14 protein-coding genes, 1 tRNA gene and 5 pseudogenes are annotated in these 15,799 nt (G+C 41.0%); 9 read left to right on the plus strand and 11 right to left on the minus strand.

Going from position 1 to position 15,799, the window contains the following annotated elements; all coding sequences use genetic code 11:
- Positions 1-299 precede the first annotated feature (299 nt).
- The gene (locus MAE_RS14825) at positions 300-1,793 is read left to right on the plus strand and encodes a zinc ribbon domain-containing protein (protein WP_012266321.1); all 1,494 of its coding nucleotides are present in this window, start codon (positions 300-302) and stop codon (positions 1,791-1,793) included.
- A gap of 109 nt (positions 1,794-1,902) precedes the next feature.
- Positions 1,903-2,388 carry a zinc-ribbon domain-containing protein gene (locus MAE_RS14830; RefSeq protein WP_012266322.1) on the plus strand — a complete coding sequence of 162 codons (486 nt, stop codon included), beginning with the start codon at positions 1,903-1,905 and terminating at the stop codon, positions 2,386-2,388.
- Between the two features lie 246 nt (positions 2,389-2,634).
- On the opposite strand, the pseudogene MAE_RS14835 reads toward MAE_RS14830, so the two are convergent.
- Positions 2,635-3,717: pseudogene (locus MAE_RS14835) on the minus strand (IS1634 family transposase); the annotation flags it as partial.
- Between the two features lie 153 nt (positions 3,718-3,870).
- Here MAE_RS14835 and MAE_RS14840 point away from each other — a divergent pair.
- Positions 3,871-4,648 (plus strand): annotated as a pseudogene (locus MAE_RS14840) (ISAs1 family transposase); the annotation flags it as partial.
- Between the two features lie 26 nt (positions 4,649-4,674).
- Here the strand turns inward: MAE_RS14840 and MAE_RS14845 are convergent.
- On the minus strand, positions 4,675-5,889 hold the full coding sequence (locus tag MAE_RS14845) for an ISL3-like element ISMae36 family transposase (RefSeq protein ID WP_012263890.1): 1,215 nt from the start codon (positions 5,887-5,889) through the stop codon (positions 4,675-4,677).
- A 517-nt stretch (positions 5,890-6,406) separates the two neighbouring features.
- Positions 6,407-7,264, minus strand: a pseudogene (locus tag MAE_RS14850) (IS5-like element ISMae4 family transposase).
- 125 nt (positions 7,265-7,389) lie between these two features.
- On the opposite strand from MAE_RS14850, the pseudogene MAE_RS35110 reads away from it, so the two are divergent.
- A pseudogene (locus tag MAE_RS35110) lies at positions 7,390-7,740 on the plus strand (ISAs1 family transposase); the annotation flags it as partial.
- 20 nt (positions 7,741-7,760) lie between these two features.
- Here MAE_RS35110 and MAE_RS14860 read toward each other — a convergent pair.
- Positions 7,761-8,345: pseudogene (locus MAE_RS14860) on the minus strand (IS1634 family transposase); the annotation flags it as partial.
- A gap of 290 nt (positions 8,346-8,635) precedes the next feature.
- Between MAE_RS14860 and MAE_RS14865 the strand changes: the two are divergent.
- Positions 8,636-9,775 carry a ferrochelatase gene (locus tag MAE_RS14865; RefSeq protein WP_012266328.1) on the plus strand — a complete coding sequence of 380 codons (1,140 nt, stop codon included), beginning with the start codon at positions 8,636-8,638 and terminating at the stop codon, positions 9,773-9,775.
- Positions 9,776-9,863: 88 nt separating this feature from the next.
- Positions 9,864-9,936 (plus strand) — tRNA-Arg (locus MAE_RS14870).
- 270 nt (positions 9,937-10,206) lie between these two features.
- On the opposite strand, the gene MAE_RS14875 is transcribed toward MAE_RS14870, so the two are convergent.
- The 4 genes from MAE_RS14875 to MAE_RS14890 form a co-directional block, all read right to left on the minus strand.
- Entirely contained in the window at positions 10,207-10,392 is a 186-nt protein-coding gene (locus tag MAE_RS14875; protein WP_231859623.1) for a hypothetical protein, read from the minus strand.
- Positions 10,392-10,733 (minus strand): hypothetical protein, encoded by a 342-nt coding sequence (locus tag MAE_RS14880; protein ID WP_012266329.1) that lies wholly within the window; start codon positions 10,731-10,733, stop codon positions 10,392-10,394. Before MAE_RS14880 ends, MAE_RS14875 begins: the two co-directional genes overlap by 1 nt.
- 249 nt (positions 10,734-10,982) lie before the next feature.
- The gene (locus MAE_RS14885; protein ID WP_231859624.1) at positions 10,983-11,300 is read right to left on the minus strand and encodes a DUF5615 family PIN-like protein; all 318 of its coding nucleotides are present in this window, start codon (positions 11,298-11,300) and stop codon (positions 10,983-10,985) included.
- A gap of 32 nt (positions 11,301-11,332) precedes the next feature.
- Entirely contained in the window at positions 11,333-11,620 is a 288-nt protein-coding gene (locus tag MAE_RS14890) for a hypothetical protein (RefSeq protein WP_012266331.1), read from the minus strand.
- Between the two features lie 323 nt (positions 11,621-11,943).
- Here MAE_RS14890 and MAE_RS14895 point away from each other — a divergent pair, with 323 nt between their 5' ends.
- The gene (locus MAE_RS14895; protein WP_012266332.1) at positions 11,944-13,602 is read left to right on the plus strand and encodes an IS1634 family transposase; all 1,659 of its coding nucleotides are present in this window, start codon (positions 11,944-11,946) and stop codon (positions 13,600-13,602) included.
- A 175-nt stretch (positions 13,603-13,777) separates the two neighbouring features.
- Here MAE_RS14895 and MAE_RS14900 read toward each other — a convergent pair whose 3' ends face one another.
- On the minus strand, positions 13,778-14,092 hold the full coding sequence (locus MAE_RS14900) for a HigA family addiction module antitoxin (RefSeq protein WP_231859625.1): 315 nt from the start codon (positions 14,090-14,092) through the stop codon (positions 13,778-13,780).
- A gap of 226 nt (positions 14,093-14,318) precedes the next feature.
- Here MAE_RS14900 and MAE_RS14905 point away from each other — a divergent pair, with 226 nt between their 5' ends.
- Positions 14,319-14,555, plus strand: coding sequence for a hypothetical protein (locus MAE_RS14905; protein ID WP_008202209.1), 237 nt, complete (start codon positions 14,319-14,321; stop codon positions 14,553-14,555).
- Entirely contained in the window at positions 14,555-15,007 is a 453-nt protein-coding gene (locus MAE_RS14910; RefSeq protein WP_002785445.1) for a type II toxin-antitoxin system VapC family toxin, read from the plus strand. Before MAE_RS14905 ends, MAE_RS14910 begins: the two co-directional genes overlap by 1 nt.
- A 160-nt stretch (positions 15,008-15,167) precedes the next feature.
- Here the strand turns inward: MAE_RS14910 and MAE_RS14915 are convergent, their stop codons facing one another.
- Positions 15,168-15,419: a type II toxin-antitoxin system RelE family toxin gene (locus MAE_RS14915; RefSeq protein ID WP_041804140.1), complete on the minus strand. Its 252-nt coding sequence runs from the start codon at positions 15,417-15,419 to the stop codon at positions 15,168-15,170.
- Positions 15,412-15,657, minus strand: coding sequence for a hypothetical protein (locus MAE_RS14920; protein ID WP_002734321.1), 246 nt, complete (start codon positions 15,655-15,657; stop codon positions 15,412-15,414). The genes MAE_RS14915 and MAE_RS14920 overlap by 8 nt, the downstream gene beginning before the upstream one ends.
- Positions 15,658-15,799 lie beyond the last annotated feature (142 nt).

Consider the following 15,799-nt stretch of genomic DNA (forward strand, 5'->3'; position numbering starts at 1 on the left):
ACAGAGTGGAGTGGCAATTACAGGTTTACCGGACCGGACTCGTTCGTCTTTATCCCACTGAAAGGAAAAATCATGGTCGGGGGAATATGGTACTATTGCCCTCCCCTTCCCAACCAGATGATTGATGCTTGCACGTCAGTTCAATTTATTGCAGGGCCATTAGGTAAGCAGCAAGCGGGCAGCTTCCGGATGAATGGCTCGAACCAACTCTTGTCTGGTGGAGAAACTTGGTATCGGATTCGCTAATTCGGGTTTTTTGTCGGAGTTAAAGTAACAAATCCTATCTAAGGAGAAAAACAATGTTTTGTTCGCAATGTGGCACCAAAAATGTTGATAATGCAAAATTCTGTTTCAATTGCGGCTCTCCACTTTATACCGAGTCCGCAGAGAGCCAAACTGGGCAACAGAAAAAAGGGCTATTTCCCAATAGCTCAATAACTCTTGAGGATCTAACTAAAGTAACTCTTGAGGATCTAAAGAATGCCCTCATTGTGCCATCAGATAGACGGAATTATTCTTACGGTGCGATGGACAAATCTTACGGTGTGATGGACAAATATATCAAGAACGGGGATTCTACTACACAAGGCGAAGTTATCGACAAAGATTGCAAAAAAGAGGACGAGATGGATGTATTTAGATTTGTAAATTCGCCGTCGCCCAATGAAAATAGCCTAAATGAAAATAGCCTAAATGAAAAGCAGTTCGCCTTACATCAAGTAATTGATACGCAACACAATGGCGTTGTGGCATTGGTTTTTGAGCATCCGGTAGGTTGGCGAGCAACTAGCTATCTTGTATGGAACTTTCAGAACGTGAGTTTTCCGGTTTGCAGCTTCGCCAAGGTTGTTCCGTCTGGGCTGCTCGATCAGTTAAAGCCGCATTCCGCATCTTTATCTTTCTGGTTTCCAGGACCACTTTTCTTCTGGGTAGAGCCGAATTACGGACTTTGCCAACAAGGACAAAATATTTTAGGTGCGGTATATTTGCAGCCCATGTCAGCAGTGGATGCCATGACTCGCTGGGTAGTTCCCAACTATTCTTATGCCAATAAACTATTAATTCCTAACACCTTAAAGATTGTCAGTGTTGTTCCAATCCCGCAGCTCGCACAAAGAATCGGCATGGATTTGAAAGGACTGACAAGTGAGGATGTATGCCTCAAGATTGAATATGAACAATTGGGCGGACAAACTTTTGAAGAAGAAATTTACGGCATCAAATTCACGCAAAACGTACCGTACTATGGGCCGATGGGCATGACGATGCAGATCAATTGGGGCTTTGCTCGGCTTTTCAGTTTTCAAGGGGAAAAGGGCAGCCTCGACGCAGAAAAAGAAACGTTTTGGCGGATTGCCTGTTCAGTTAAGCCAAATCCGCTCTGGGAACAGCTTTATGCCCAAATTTTGCAAGAACTTCAGATGCAGTTCAACCAATATATTCAGATGGGCTATTCGCAGATTCAAGCTGCTGGCCAGTTAAGCCAGGCTATCAGTGCGAATAACGACGCTTGGCTGAGTGCTTTCGAGCAACAACGCCAAGCTGCTCGGCAATCAAGCCATTCTTCGAGCAGTAGTTCATCAGACCGTTCACCGAGTGATGCTTTTAGCGAATACATTCGGGGTGTAGAGACTTGCGATGACCCTTACTATGGCGAGTCACAACAAGATTACAACTACAGTTATCATTGGACGGATGGCTTCGGTAACTATCAACATTCCAACGACCCATTTTTCAATCCCAACATCGGTTCAAATCAGAATTGGACTTTTATGGAGCCGAAGAAAAAATAATATTGGTTAGCTCGCTTTGTCCATTATTTCTGTGTGGGATACTGATAGCAAATGTGGTTAAATCTAGACCTTTTCTTGATCATTAAGTTTATTTCTTAGGAGCAAAACAATGTTTTGTACGAGATGTGGAACTCAAAATTCTGACAATGCGAAATTCTGTATCAACTGCGGCTCTCAACTTCATTCGCAGCCTGTAGAGCCAGAAATTGTCCAACCCAAAAGGGAGGCATCCCCCAATGGTTCCAAAATCATTCCTGAAAAAGACCTTCTAAAGATACTGTGTTATGTTGCTATAGGTGCAGACACCATCGTCTTGCTATTTGGTATATCTATAGGTAATTTTTGGGGTGTTGGTTGGACGTTTTTGATGCTCTGGTCTATTCTCATTGTTTGTGAATCGCTCAGTAAGAATAATCTTGATCAAGCAAAAAACGCTGCTCTTTTTGGCATAGGATTAAATGGCTTTTTCGTGTTATCCAATATTTTTATGCTGACAGTTGGAGGTAGTATTAGTTTCATGCTTGGAATATTAGAACTCATTGCAGCAGGATGTCTGGGTTATGTGTTCTACAAACTGAATCAAGTGAAATCATAACCCACATTCCGCACCCTAAGTGTCACAACGTCTCGAAAGAGGAAGGAGCGTGAGTCAAAATACTTATCTAGAGGAGTGAGTTGGCGGCAAGCTGCCGCCAACTAAGTCGAAAAATTCAGGGTTCCCCCGGTCATTCGCAATAAACAGTGCTTGTTGAGAATGGCTGGGCAATCAGACTTAACATCTAGGGGGAGATGTTCCAGTTACTCGCTTTGTTTTGTCACCCCTTGAAGTCAATCCATCTGGTCAAGATAAGAGATAATATTCCTGGCAAGGTTTGGGGAAAAATCTCAAAATGTTGCGCCTCTCATCCGTTAAGTTGCTAATCTTTTGATTGTCTTGAATAGGTCGGAGATGAATCCCTTGAAAGCCCTGAAATATCCAGCGTAATGTTGGTCGGTCGGTTAACTTACCCAACGGATTTTTCAGTCCCGTCTCCTGCTGTTTTAAGTTCAGACGAAGTTGTCTTTGACCAATAGTATAAATCAGCAGGCACAAGCCCATGAGCAGGGCCATGACCTCGATTCTATGGGGAGATTTGAGAAAGACACTGTCGGCAAAAAAGCAGGGGTCTTTGAGAAAAGAAAATCCTCTTTCTGGAGCTTGTTGCCCTTTATATTTTTTGAGTATATCCTCACTGCTCAATCGTTGTTTCTCCAAATCGTTAGTTGCTAAAACGAATCGTCCTGCTCGTTTCTTGAGCCTCTCAATCGCTGGCAAATTCAACTCTAATTCGGCTTGAATTCGGTAGAATTGAGAGGGGGAATTGTCGGTCAGTTTGGCTTTTAATTTCTTCGAGTCAGCTTGAAAGTAATTCCCTTGAATCTCAGTTAACCGATGATATTTTAAGGAGTCAGATAATCCCTTGACTATCGCCAACGCCACCGCTCTATTCTCAAATTCTCTTCGGGATAGTTGGCGGATTTTTTCTTGGGCAGAATTCTTTTCTTGCTCGATTTTTTTCTCTAATTTTTTCAAGTCTGATTCTTTTCTAGTTTGACTTTCAACTAGCAACCATCTTTGTTCTATTCCCCCATAGTTAGAGCTTGTTTCCCGCCAGGAATAACCCAGTATTTCTGCATCGGTTAACTCTTTTTCTGAGATGCTATCGACTAACTCTTGAGCCTCTTTAATGCTTAATGGTACTCGAGACAACCAACGCATTTCTTTCATTAGTTTTAAATTCTCTTTGCTATAGAGGGCGCTATCGCCGACTATTAAACTGTCAAAGTCAACTTGTTTTTTAAATTCTCGGGCGATTTGACCAAAAACCGCTTTGTCCGCTTTATTTCCGTCCCCTACTTTCAGGAATAAAGGTACATCTCCATCCAGGGTAAGCTCATCTAATTTGGTATAAATTGTACTTGACAAATATCTCGAAGTATCCTGCCTGTCTCTCCCCTCAAATTTCATTTATAAGTAGTTAAACAAAATCAGTCTTAATCTGAGCATGATCAATTAATATTAATTAGGAGAGAAGTCATGGCAACAGGTTTTGCCCCCGTATTGGAACCAGAAAAGAAAGCTCAACAGCCAACGACCGGGCCGTTAACACCAATCAATGAAATTCAAGCCAGGTTATTGAATTATGTTCAAGATATTCCTGACCCGAGAGTTTCTCGAACTCAAAAACATTTGCTGACCGATATTTTAGTGATTGCGATTTTAGCCGTGATCGCCGGGGCGCAAGGTTGGGAAGACATGGAAAATTATGGCATCAGTAAGCAGGCTTGGTTATCGGAATTTTTGGAATTACCCAATGGCATCCCTTCTGATGATACTTTTCGTCGGGTTTTTGAACGGATTAAGCCGGAAGCTCTCGAACAAGTTTTGTCTCAATGGCTACAACATTTGATGGGTTCTCTCGCGGGAGAAATTGTCCCCATAGACGGGAAAAATCTCAAAGGTTCCTACGATCGTAATCAAGGGATAAAAGCCTTACATTTAGTCACCGCCTGGGCAAGTGAGCAACGATTGGTTTTAGGACAAGTCAAGGTGGAAGATAAGTCTAATGAGATTACGGCGATTCCTGCCCTACTAGAATTATTAGATATCTCGGGTGCGATTATCACCATTGACGCGATGGGAACTCAAACTGAGATTGTTCGACAAATTCGCCAAAAAAAAGCTGATGTTTGTGTTAGCACTTAAAGCTAATCATCCCACTCTTCACTCTCAGGTTAAGAATTGGTTCGATCAGGCTCAAGCTCATAACTTTGAAGGGATTAAATTTAGTTATGACTATCGCCTAGAAAAAGGTGGCTCTTCGTTACCCTTTATGCTAAATCAACATACAAGATGCCAAGATAACATACTTCTAACCCAAAAATTCCGAAAGTTTCTAAAGCCATAGCCTCTCCGTTTTATTAGTTTAAGTTTATTGTTGATTCCTTCGACCACCCCATTCGTTGTCCTTCGCTCGAAATAACTAATTATTTCTCCAAACCAGTTTCGGATTGTTTGACAACTCTTGGTAAAAACACTGGAGGATTTTGCCAACCATTCCGAGATGGATAGCATTCCCTCTGTCGGATTCTCTGAGGTTTCATAAATCTTTCTAAATTCTTCCTTTAATTCCTGCATCTTTTTCAAATTTGGGAATTTTTCTTTGATAGCTTCTAGTTTAATTTTTTGGGGTTCCGTTAAATCTTCTTCATTTTTTAACAGGCTATATTTACTTCGCTTTAAAACTTCTAGCTTGGCTTCTTTTTCTGCTTTCTGTTTTTTATTTTTCTGCGCTTCTACGGCTCTTTTTTCTGCTCTTCTCTGTTCGTCTAACTCTTGATTAATTTGTTTCATTACATGGAATCTATCGGCGACTACTTCGGCCGATGGCATCAATTCTTTCACCAAATTTTTATAAGGCAACCAAAGGTCTATGCTCACTTCTTCAATTTGCTCTAACACCTCTTTTCCCCAGCCCGTAAGCGTTTCTCTCAACTCTTCTTGTGTTCGCTTCTCTAGAATAGCTATTAGTTTTCCCGTATCTAAATTTACTAAAACCGCACAGTAATTTTTTTGTCCTTTGACTAGAGCGATTTCATCAATTCCTAGTCTTTTTAATTCCGATAGGTCTGGCTCTGTAATTTCTTCGGCGATGTCCTCTATCATTCTTTGAATCTCTTCTTCCGTTACGTCATTTATTCGACTAACATTTAAAATATCTCCTTCTTTTAATTGTTCGAGTATATTTGCGGCTAGTCTTTTCGTATAGGTTCGTTTCTTGGCGACAAAATCTAACTCTTCGCTAAAGGGTCTCTGACAATTATCGCACTTAAATTGACGACGATTAACTTGTAGGTATACTGGTTGACCTGAGATTGGTAAATCTTTGACTAAATGTCGATGATTTTGGTGGAGTTTATCGCTCTCTAACCCACAACGAGGACAGGTTGCTTTTTGATTTTTCGATTCGATTCGGCAAACTATACCGATATTTTCTAGGTGTAGATAGCCTTGAATACAGGTTCCTTTTAGGTTCAAAAATTTGTCAAGTATCATAAGTAAAATAATCTCGTTTTTGGCTATTATATCAAATCTTAACTCAATTGTCTATCTTTTGGTATTAACCTGTTTGTGCCTTAAGTCCTTCCCTGTATGGATTTCAGCTACTTTTGAGCGTAGGCGCTCTCATCGAATTTTATTTTAAGTTAATTATTTGCATAACAATTCCCGAAGAGCCAAAAAGGTCATCATCGTCTAGAAAAGCGTTGGTGTTGGGCTGTACCTTTAGAAGCTTTTGGCGGTCTTTACCAACAACAGCAATGGTTAGGACTTAAAAAGAACTCTTGCAAATTAATTATATGTTATAATGATGGGTTAACTAATTTTCCCCAAAAAATTAGTTAATCAGTACATTTGTCCTGAATGAAAACTTGAAGTTTAACTTTTAACTCAAAACTCTTTAGAGCTGCTTTAATTTGGTTATCAAAACCTCTTTATTTAAGCGGCACAAACTATCTCAATTATAAAAATTGAGAATAAATTCTCCTTGACTTGATTAATCTTTAGGCAACTTTTAAGAAGCTGCTATACCTATCCCTAACTCACAGTTATAAATAGCCGCCAACAAGTTAACTCTTAAACTATATCTTCGACGACGATTCCGATATTTACAGGATAAGATTTTAAAGATTTTGAGTTTCCTATTTATAGGTTCAATGATAATCCTTTCTTTGGCTAAAGCCTTGTTATACTCTTTTTCTAACTCTGTTAATTTTCTATTTTTCGATTTCTTTTTCGGTGTATAACTATTACTATGGTATGCAGCTATTCCCTGATAACCACTGTCTTCTATGCTGGTAGTTAAAGGATGAAAACGAACTCGACTTTTTTTAAATAAACTAAAATCATGACCTCTACCTTTCCCACAAAAGACACAGATAATTTCCTTTGTATTTTGATCAGCTACTAATTGGGATTTTAAAGTATGATAACCTCTTTTACCCCCCAAAAAATCTTTCTGTTTCTTTTGGGGGCGTTCAATGGGAGTTTCCGTTACATCCATTACCGTTATGACCGGTATCTCTGCTTGATTGAGTAAAGCTTTTTTTCCTTTTAAACGGAAGTTTCCCGATTGTAAAAGCATTTTTTCCGTCTTATTTACAATCCGACATATAGTTGATTCTGATAGTTCCCAGCTTGTACCAATGTGAAAATATGTTCTATATTCTCGCCAATATTCTAACGTTACTAAAACTTGTTCTTCTATAGATAGTTTAGGTTTCGGTCCCCTTTTAGATGGTGAATTAGAGTCGGCTTCAACACTTTTTACTGATTCTACCATCTTTCTATAGGTTTGTTTATACACACCGAAACGGCGTTTGAATTGTTCATCTGATCAGTTTTGATAATCCATAATTTTGCTAATAAACATAGCAAAATTATAGATGATTTCCTGACCTAAGATCACATTTTATTCTTTTTTCCACTTCAATCTAAGAATTGAGAAAAAAGCAAAACCTTATATTATACCATAAAAAAATTATGCAAGAGGTCTAAAGTATTGTTATGGTTAAACGGATTCGCCATCTCTGGAATAAAACTACTCACGAAGTCCAATTTTATCTCAGTTCTCTCCCGGCTGATGCTCAAATCATCGGTAAGGCTATTCGTAAACACTGGGGCATTGAAAATCAAGTCCACTGGACTTTAGATGTTACTTTTAATGAAGATAAGTGTCGGATTCGGTCTTGGCATAGCCCTCGGAATTTTGGTCTCCTCAGACGGCTAGCACTTAACGCCCTTAACCAGGAATCCACTTACCGACGTAGTCTGCGACAAAAAAGTAAGCGCGCGGCGATGGACAATGACTATATGGTGGCTGTGCTGAGTTCCTTTTGTCAAGCGTGATTGAGATGCTCTTACCCTGCATCTCCATCCCCACTTACGATTAAGTCAATCATAAATTGTTTTAAGTCAGGTCTTCGGTCGCGGGAGTATCCGTAGGTAATTTTTATTGGCTGTTGTCTGGTTTCAATTTCTTCTCCCACTGCTCCTGATTTCAGGATTTCTACTGTTGGGTATTCCTTGTTATATTCTCCTTCTACTGATAGAGAAGTCGAATCTAAATGAGAATTCTCGGTCGCTACACCAAATTTTTTCACGGCGGCTAAACTAATGAGTAGGAAAATACCCGAAACATCAAGTTGATAAAGTTTGTCCATCACTCGACCAATTTTATCATCATTCAGGTGTTTTGGTTCGATGCCCTCTCCCAGCAGATGTTCGGTTGCTTTATCTTCAAAAAATTGAGGAAATAAATACAAGGACCCGGAGACAAATCCCAATCCATTCAGGATAATTGCTTTCACGACTTGCCCCGCTGTGACAATTTCTCCTCGCTCAATTGAGACTTGTTCGTTGATAATTTCAACGATTCCTATTTCATCGATAATTCCGGCTACTAATCCCAGATGGTCTAGATTTTTGACTTCAATTTCTGTTGATTGATTCATGGTCGAACAGCCCACTGCCTAAGTTTTCCAACAATTCCTATTTTTTCATAATTAGGGGTCTCAAGACCCCCCTAGCGGCCACCGAGAAAACCTTCACCAGCTAAGTATTTTTACTCAAGTCTCTGGAGGGGGACAGCTTATGTGACAGTTGAGGGTGCGGAATGTGGGCTGTATGATTCTGTAGAGGTTATAAATTTTTAGCGGTCTATCCCGTGCTAGGGGATAGGATAGAAAAGTGCTACTATCCCAGTGATATAGCGTTTTTCACTTAGAAAATCGGGGTTAAAAACGTGGTTGCCATTTCAGATCAACAACAGTTAGCCGCTACCCACAACCACAGCGATCGAGTGGCGGTATTATTGATGGGATACGGGGAAGTGGAGAGTTATGAGGACTTCGCCAACTATAATGAACAGGCCTTGAATCTGCTGACGGCTAAGTTCGCTCCCGTACCGACTTGGGTTTATCCTCCCCTAGCGAAATTATTGGCCCTATTTGACCTACACGAATGGCAGCACCAGCATAATCACTTTATTTCGCCCCATAACCACATTTTCGAGCATCAAAGACAGGAAATCGAGCGCAATTTACAGGCAAAATGGGGTAATCGGGTGGAGGTATTCAAAGCGTTTAACTTCTGCGCGCCTTTTTTACCGGCACAGGTGTTAACGGAAATCCGCGAACGGGGATTCGAGAAAATTTTGATCTATCCTCTCCTCGTGGTTGATTCTATCTTCACCAGTGGCATTGCCATCGAACAAGTTAACAAAGCTTTAGCTCAGGGACAAACGGGGGAACATTGGGTCAAAGGATTGCGCTACATTCCCTCGTTTTATAACCAACCCGCTTATATAGAGCTAATGGCGCGGTTAGTGGAGGAAAAAATCGCTGCTGAGGTAGCTAGTAGCTGTCTTCCCTCGCAAATTGGCATTATTTTAATGAATCACGGTTGTCCCCACGAAGCTAAGGGATTTACGTCGGGAATCGATGAAAGTCAAGCTTTATACGAGTTGGTCCGGGAAAAATTAATCTATCGTTATCCCTTGATTTCTGTGGGTTGGTTAAATCACCAAACCCCCTTAATTAAATGGACGCAACCGAATGCAGAGTTAGCGGCGAAGAATTTAATCGAATTGGGGGCAAAAGCCTTAATTTTCATGCCGATTGGCTTTGCTACGGAAAATCACGAAACTTTACTGGATGTGGAGCATATTATCGAAGCTTTACGCCGCAAACACGACCAAGTTAATTATGTGCAGATGGCCTGTGTCAACGATAACCCCGAATTTTGCCAGATGGTCGCCGATTGGGCCGAGGAACATATCGAAGCTTTACTATCACAAGAGGCTTTATCTGTCAATACTTCTGTAACAATTCCTCACATTCATTCCGATCACCATCATCACCACGGACACCACCACCATCATTAAGCTTGGACAGTGGCAAAGAGGGGCAACGGCGAAAATTAGTCCTACCACTTGTCACTTTTGGAAGTATAATCTATAATTGTGCTTTCCTGGGTACGTAGCTCAATGGATAGAGCATCCGCCTTCTAAGCGGACGGTTGTAGGTTCGATCCCTACCGTACCCGTTATTGTTAAGTAGGGATGGGAAATTCTCTCCTCTTGTCCCGGGGACAATCGCTTTGACGCGGTGAGCGTCGAATTGGGGCAGTTGAGTCCCGTCAGTTGATATTAATTGTGTTTAATTTAGTTTGCGATCGAGTTGAAGCGCAGTCAAGGGAGAAGGCAAAGGCGAATCAGACATACTGCGTCACAATATCTCACGGAATGAGGATATACAGCCTGAGAAGGAGTAAAACAAGAGAAACTACCTGAAACTCCTTCTTCTGTGCATCCCTCTATTTAATAGTTTGCCCTCTTTGCAATAGCCTTTCTCGTCTCTTTTGACGGGATTCTGTTTCCAGTTGGGCGAGTATATCGTCTAAAAAAAGATTATAAAGCTCAATCTGGCGGTTAGTTTCCCGTAAGCTTTCAAGACATTGTTTTCTCGTTGCTTCATCGGGATAGGAGGTGCGGTAAGTCATCATAAGTTCCATTGCCTCTTTACTTCATCAACACTAGCACTAACAGCATCCACATTGGCTGTTCCTTGCAAAATCGCTCTTTCTAACATCTCTAGCATCGTATTTGAGAGAGTCGGCTGCTCTTGTAAAATTCTCAGCAGGATATTATTAATTCGGGAGTAGGAATTAGTTACCCTCTCTCTGGCATTAGATAATTCTTCTAATTCTGATAATGTCCGTTCATTTTCCCCATATTCTGTAAAAAGTTGCCATTCCGTTGCCGATGCGTACTCTATCTGATCCGCTAGTTGACGCAGTAGATCAAAAATGCTCGTTAAGGTTTCCTCCGGTAATGTAGCCATATTCAATTATTTCTATTATCCCCAGTCTATAATCTGGTTGGTACGAGGTAATCCTGTTTAATTTAGTTTGCGATCGAGTTGAGGGTCAGTCAAGGGAGAAGGCAAAGGCGAATCAGACATACTGCGTCACAATATCTCACGGAATGAGAATAGTTCGCCTGAGAAGCAGTAAAACAGGGGAAAGGAAGCGATCGCTAGTGTGAGAGATATATAACTTAAGATTTGTGATGCGATCACGACAAAGCAGAATTAATAGTTCCACTGGTTCAGGGAAATGAACTGATTAGCAAGAGGGACGTTAGCCGTTTCCAGATTGGCGATCGCATTGACAATTGCCTTAAAACTCATTTTCTTTGAGGGATTTGCCTCTTGATAAATTGCCAAAATTCCGGGATGGTGGGAATCCGCAGCATGGAGAAACTGAAAGTCACGGCAGTTAAGGGTCAACAGGATGCGATCGGCATTTCTAGCATAGTCCAGAACTATGAAATCTGGGTGACTCATCAGACCAGCTTCGTTAACTGTAATTACTTCATGTCCAGCCTGTCGTAGCAATTTCACCAACACTTTATCTTGGGCATCTTCATCAATGAGTAACTTTAGGAACCCAGGGCTACTCCTCTCGCTTCTAGGTAACGACGTTCTGCGTCCGCTTCCTGCTGCAACAGTTCTTGATGAGTTTGGCAGTATTCAATTGCTTCGAGAACGGCGGCTAAGGGTAATTCTTTGCTGTCGGCGACTTCTTCAGGAGTCATTTTGTTGGCGATCGCATCTGACCAAACAGTGAAAGCTGTCAGCTTGCTGCCTTTGACGTATAGTTGCTGTCGCCAGGAATGAGGACGCTTCTCTAAATACTGCCATTGAGTTTTTGCCGCGTTGGTAGTCATGCTGATGTCTTGATGAAAGCTGGTATCCCTAGTTTATCAGCTACAGAAGCAGCGCACCGTCGAAGGCGGCTCTCTTCGAGATCGCGCTAACCCAATGTTGTTTGGTGTTGTAACCCAATCGGATTCACAATAATTCTATCTTCCTGTTTTTTAACCCACATTCCGCACCCTCAACTGTCACATAAGCTGTCCCCCGCCAGAGACTTGAGTAAAAATACCTAGCTGGTGAAGGTTTTCTCGGTGGCCGCTAGGGGGGTCTTGAGACCCCTAATTATGAAAAAATAGGAATTGTTGGAAAACTGAGGCGAGTGGACTGTTCGACCATGAATCAATCAACAGAAATTGAAGTCAAAAATCTAGACCATCTGGGATTAGTAGCCGGAATTATCGATGAAATAGGAATCGTTGAAATTATCAACGAACAAGTCTCAATTGAGCGAGGAGAAATTGTCACAGCTGGGCAAGTCGTGAAAGCAATTATCCTGAATGGATTGGGATTTGTCTCCCGAGCCTTGTATTTATTTCCTCAATTTTTTGAAGATAAAGCAACCGAACATTTGCTGGGAGAGGGCATCGAACCAAAACACCTGAATGATGATAAAATTGGTCGAGTAATGGACAAACTTTATCAACTTAATGTTTCGGTCATTTTCCTACGGATTAGTTTAGCGGCCGTGAAAAAATTTGGTGTAGCAACCGAGAACTCCCATTTAGATTCGACTTCTCTATCAGTAGAAGGAGAATATAACAAGGAATACCCAACAGTAGAAATCCTGAAATCAGGAGCAGTGGGAGAAGAAATTGAAACCAGACAACAGCCAATAAAAATTACCTACGGATACTCCCGCGACCGAAGACCTGACTTAAAACAATTTATGATTGACTTAATCGTAAGTGGGGATGGAGATGTACCTTTATTCCTGAAAGTAGGGGACGGAAATGAAGCGGACAAAGCGGTTTTTGGTCAAATCGCCCGAGAATTTAAAAAACAAGTTGACTTTGACAGTTTAATAGTCGGCGATAGCGCCCTCTATAGCAAAGAGAATTTAAAACTAATGAAAGAAATGCGTTGGTTGTCTCGAGTACCATTAAGCATTAAAGAGGCTCAAGAGTTGGTTGATAGCATCTCAGAAAAAGAGTTAACCGATTCAGAAATACCGGGTTATTCCTGGCGGGAAACCATCTCTAACTATGGGGGGATAGAACAAAGATGGTTGCTAGTTGAAAGTCAAGCTAGACAAGAATCAGACTTGAAAAAATTAGAGAAAAAAATCGAGCAGGAAAAGAATTCTGCCCAAGAAAAAATCCGGCAACTATCCCGAAGAGAATTTGAGAATAGAGCGGTGGCGTTGGCGATAGCCAAAGGATTATCTGACTCCTTAAAATCTCATCAGTTAACGGAGATTAAAGTCAATCTCATTCCGCCTGAGTCCCAGGGGTCAAAACTCAAATCAAAAGACGATTTACCCTCTCAAAGCTATCAAGTTCAAGCCGAATTAGAGTTGAATTTGACCGCCATTGAGAGGCTAAAGAAACGAGCAGGACGATTCGTTTTAGCAACTAACGATTTGGAGAAACAACGATTAAGCAGTGAGGATATACTCAAAAAATATAAAGGGCAACAAGCTCCGGAAAGAGGATTTTCTTTTCTCAAAGACCCCTGCTTTTTTGCCCACAGTGTCTTTCTCAAATCTCCCCATAGAATCGAGGTCATGGCCATGCTCATGGGCTTGTGCCTGCTGGTTTATACTATTGGTCAAAGACAACTTCGTTTAAGTTTAAAACAGCAGGAGACGGGACTGAAAAATCCGTTGGGTAAGTTAACTGACCGACCGACGTTACGCTGGATATTTCAGGGCTTTCAAGGGATTCATCTCGTCCGTATTCAAGACAATCAAAAGATTAGCAACTTAACGGATGAGAGGCGCAACATTTTGAGATTTTTTCCCAAACCTTGCCAGGAATATTATCTCTTATCTTGACCAGATGGATTGACTTCAAGGGGTGACAAAACAAAGCGAGCAACTGGAACATCTCCCCCTAGATGTTAAGTCTGATTGCCTAGTCATTCTCAACAAGCACTGTTTATTGAGAATGACCGGGGGAACTCTGAAATTTTCGGCTTAGTTGCCGGCAGCTTGCCGCCAACTCACTCCTCTAGATAAGTATTTTGACTCGCGCCCCTTCCTCTTTTGAGACGTTGTGACACTTAGGGTGCGGAATGTGGGTTCTAACCTCAGCAAGATCATAATTCATCTGGAGGCGCAGCCAGAAAGCAGGGGTGCTACCGATTGTCTTTGACAAACGCACAGCCATTTCCGGGGAAATCCCCGCCTTGCCATTGATTAGGTTAGATAGTCTAGAGCGTGACACGTTCAGCATTTTTGCCGCAGCTGTAACGGTCAATTCAAGCTCTTCAATCGAACTTTTGACAATTCTGCCCGGATGTACGGGATTTTTCAGGGTCATCATGTTTTTTCCCTCAATGATAATCTACAAGGTCAATGTCGAGAGCGTTTCCATCTTCACCCATCACCCATCCTCAAAATCCCCAAATCACTGAAAATCCTGATGCTGACAAGGAAGTAGTGCAGATACCAGCGTAAGCCATGAGGGAGAGGAATGTAAAGATTTATTAAATATAGAGAAATTGCGGCATGAGATATGATCGATATGGTTGCCTATTAGTCTAAGTCAAATGAACATTGAACAAGTTATCATTAAAAACCTAAGAAAACTTCCCTTAGAAAAACAACAAGAAGTGTTATCCTTCACCGAATCTCTCACCTCAAGAATTTCCCTCCCTTCCCCAGATTATAGTCTTACTCCCCAGGAAAAAGCTCAAAAATGGCAGAAAGTAATCGCTAAACTTCCTAAAACAAGTGCGAATTTACCTGATGAAGCTTTACACCGTGACACTATGTATGAAGACTAATGACTCAATATTTACTGGATACTAATATTTTGCTTCGGGCAGCTGATACGTCTTCAGCAACTTATTCTCTTGCTAATAATGTAATTACTCAAATCGTTGAAACAGCTAATGAATGTGTTATTATTCCTCAAGTTTTAATTGAATTTTGGGTCGTTGCAACCCGACCCCTTGATGTTAATGGTTTAGGTTGGATTCCAGCACAAGCTACAAATTATGTCAATGATTTATTAGATAACTTTACATTAATTGCAGAAACGCCGGATATTTTTCCCCTTTGGTTTCAATTAGTCACCATCTACAACATTAAAGGAAAACGCACTCATGATATTAGGCTTCTTGCTGTTATGAAAGCTTCTAACATTACCCATTTATTAACCTTTAATCCTGATGACTTTATCCCTATTCCCAATATTACCATCGTTCATCCTCAAGATTTCATTAATTCCCAATAATTAGGCAGCAAATCCGACATACCGCGTCACAATCCCTCACGGAAGTGGATAGTTAACCTGAAAAGGGGAAAAACAGGGAAAAACACCTGAGACTCCTTCTTCTGTGAATCACTGTCTTATGGCGAAAGGAGAAACAGCAGTCTAGAAAAGAGTTCTGGTATTATTTATAGACATCGCCGCGAGGTTTAATAGTTGTAATGACGTATAGATTGTTGTCTCTATCTTCAAAAAACAACACTCGATACTTACCTACTCGCAATCTTAGTTCATCTCTTCCGTAAAGGGGTTTAATATCTAATTTTGTAGAATCCGAAATCAAAGTATCCAAAGCTTCAAGAAGACGAATTTGATCATTTTTAGGCATCCTTTCTAAGGAGCGTTCTGCTTGTCTAAGTAGAATATAATCAGCCAAGTTTATCTCCAAATAATTTGTATTTTAATTCTGTTGAAGTGATTCCAGTATCTCGACCGGATAAATAATCTTGCCATGCTGCTTGGCTTTCAGCAAGTTCTTCGGCTGGAATGATCTCATCGTCATCTTTTGGCGCTACGGTCGGCTTGATGATAGTTTTTAAATCCTCTAAAAGTCGCAACTTATCCGTAAGGGGAAGATTCTCTATTTGGCTGAGGATTTCATAGTAAGTTGTCATAGACCTTGATCGTATCAGATAATCCGAACACACCTCAAATAATACCACATCCAGATACTAACCAAAAATGGTAAAAGCGGTGGGCTGTTCACAACCGACTTGGTTCTGCGGTTTCTTTATCGGGATTAAGAGAGAAATATAA

This window comes from Microcystis aeruginosa NIES-843 (assembly GCF_000010625.1).
GTDB classification, from domain to species: domain Bacteria; phylum Cyanobacteriota; class Cyanobacteriia; order Cyanobacteriales; family Microcystaceae; genus Microcystis; species Microcystis aeruginosa.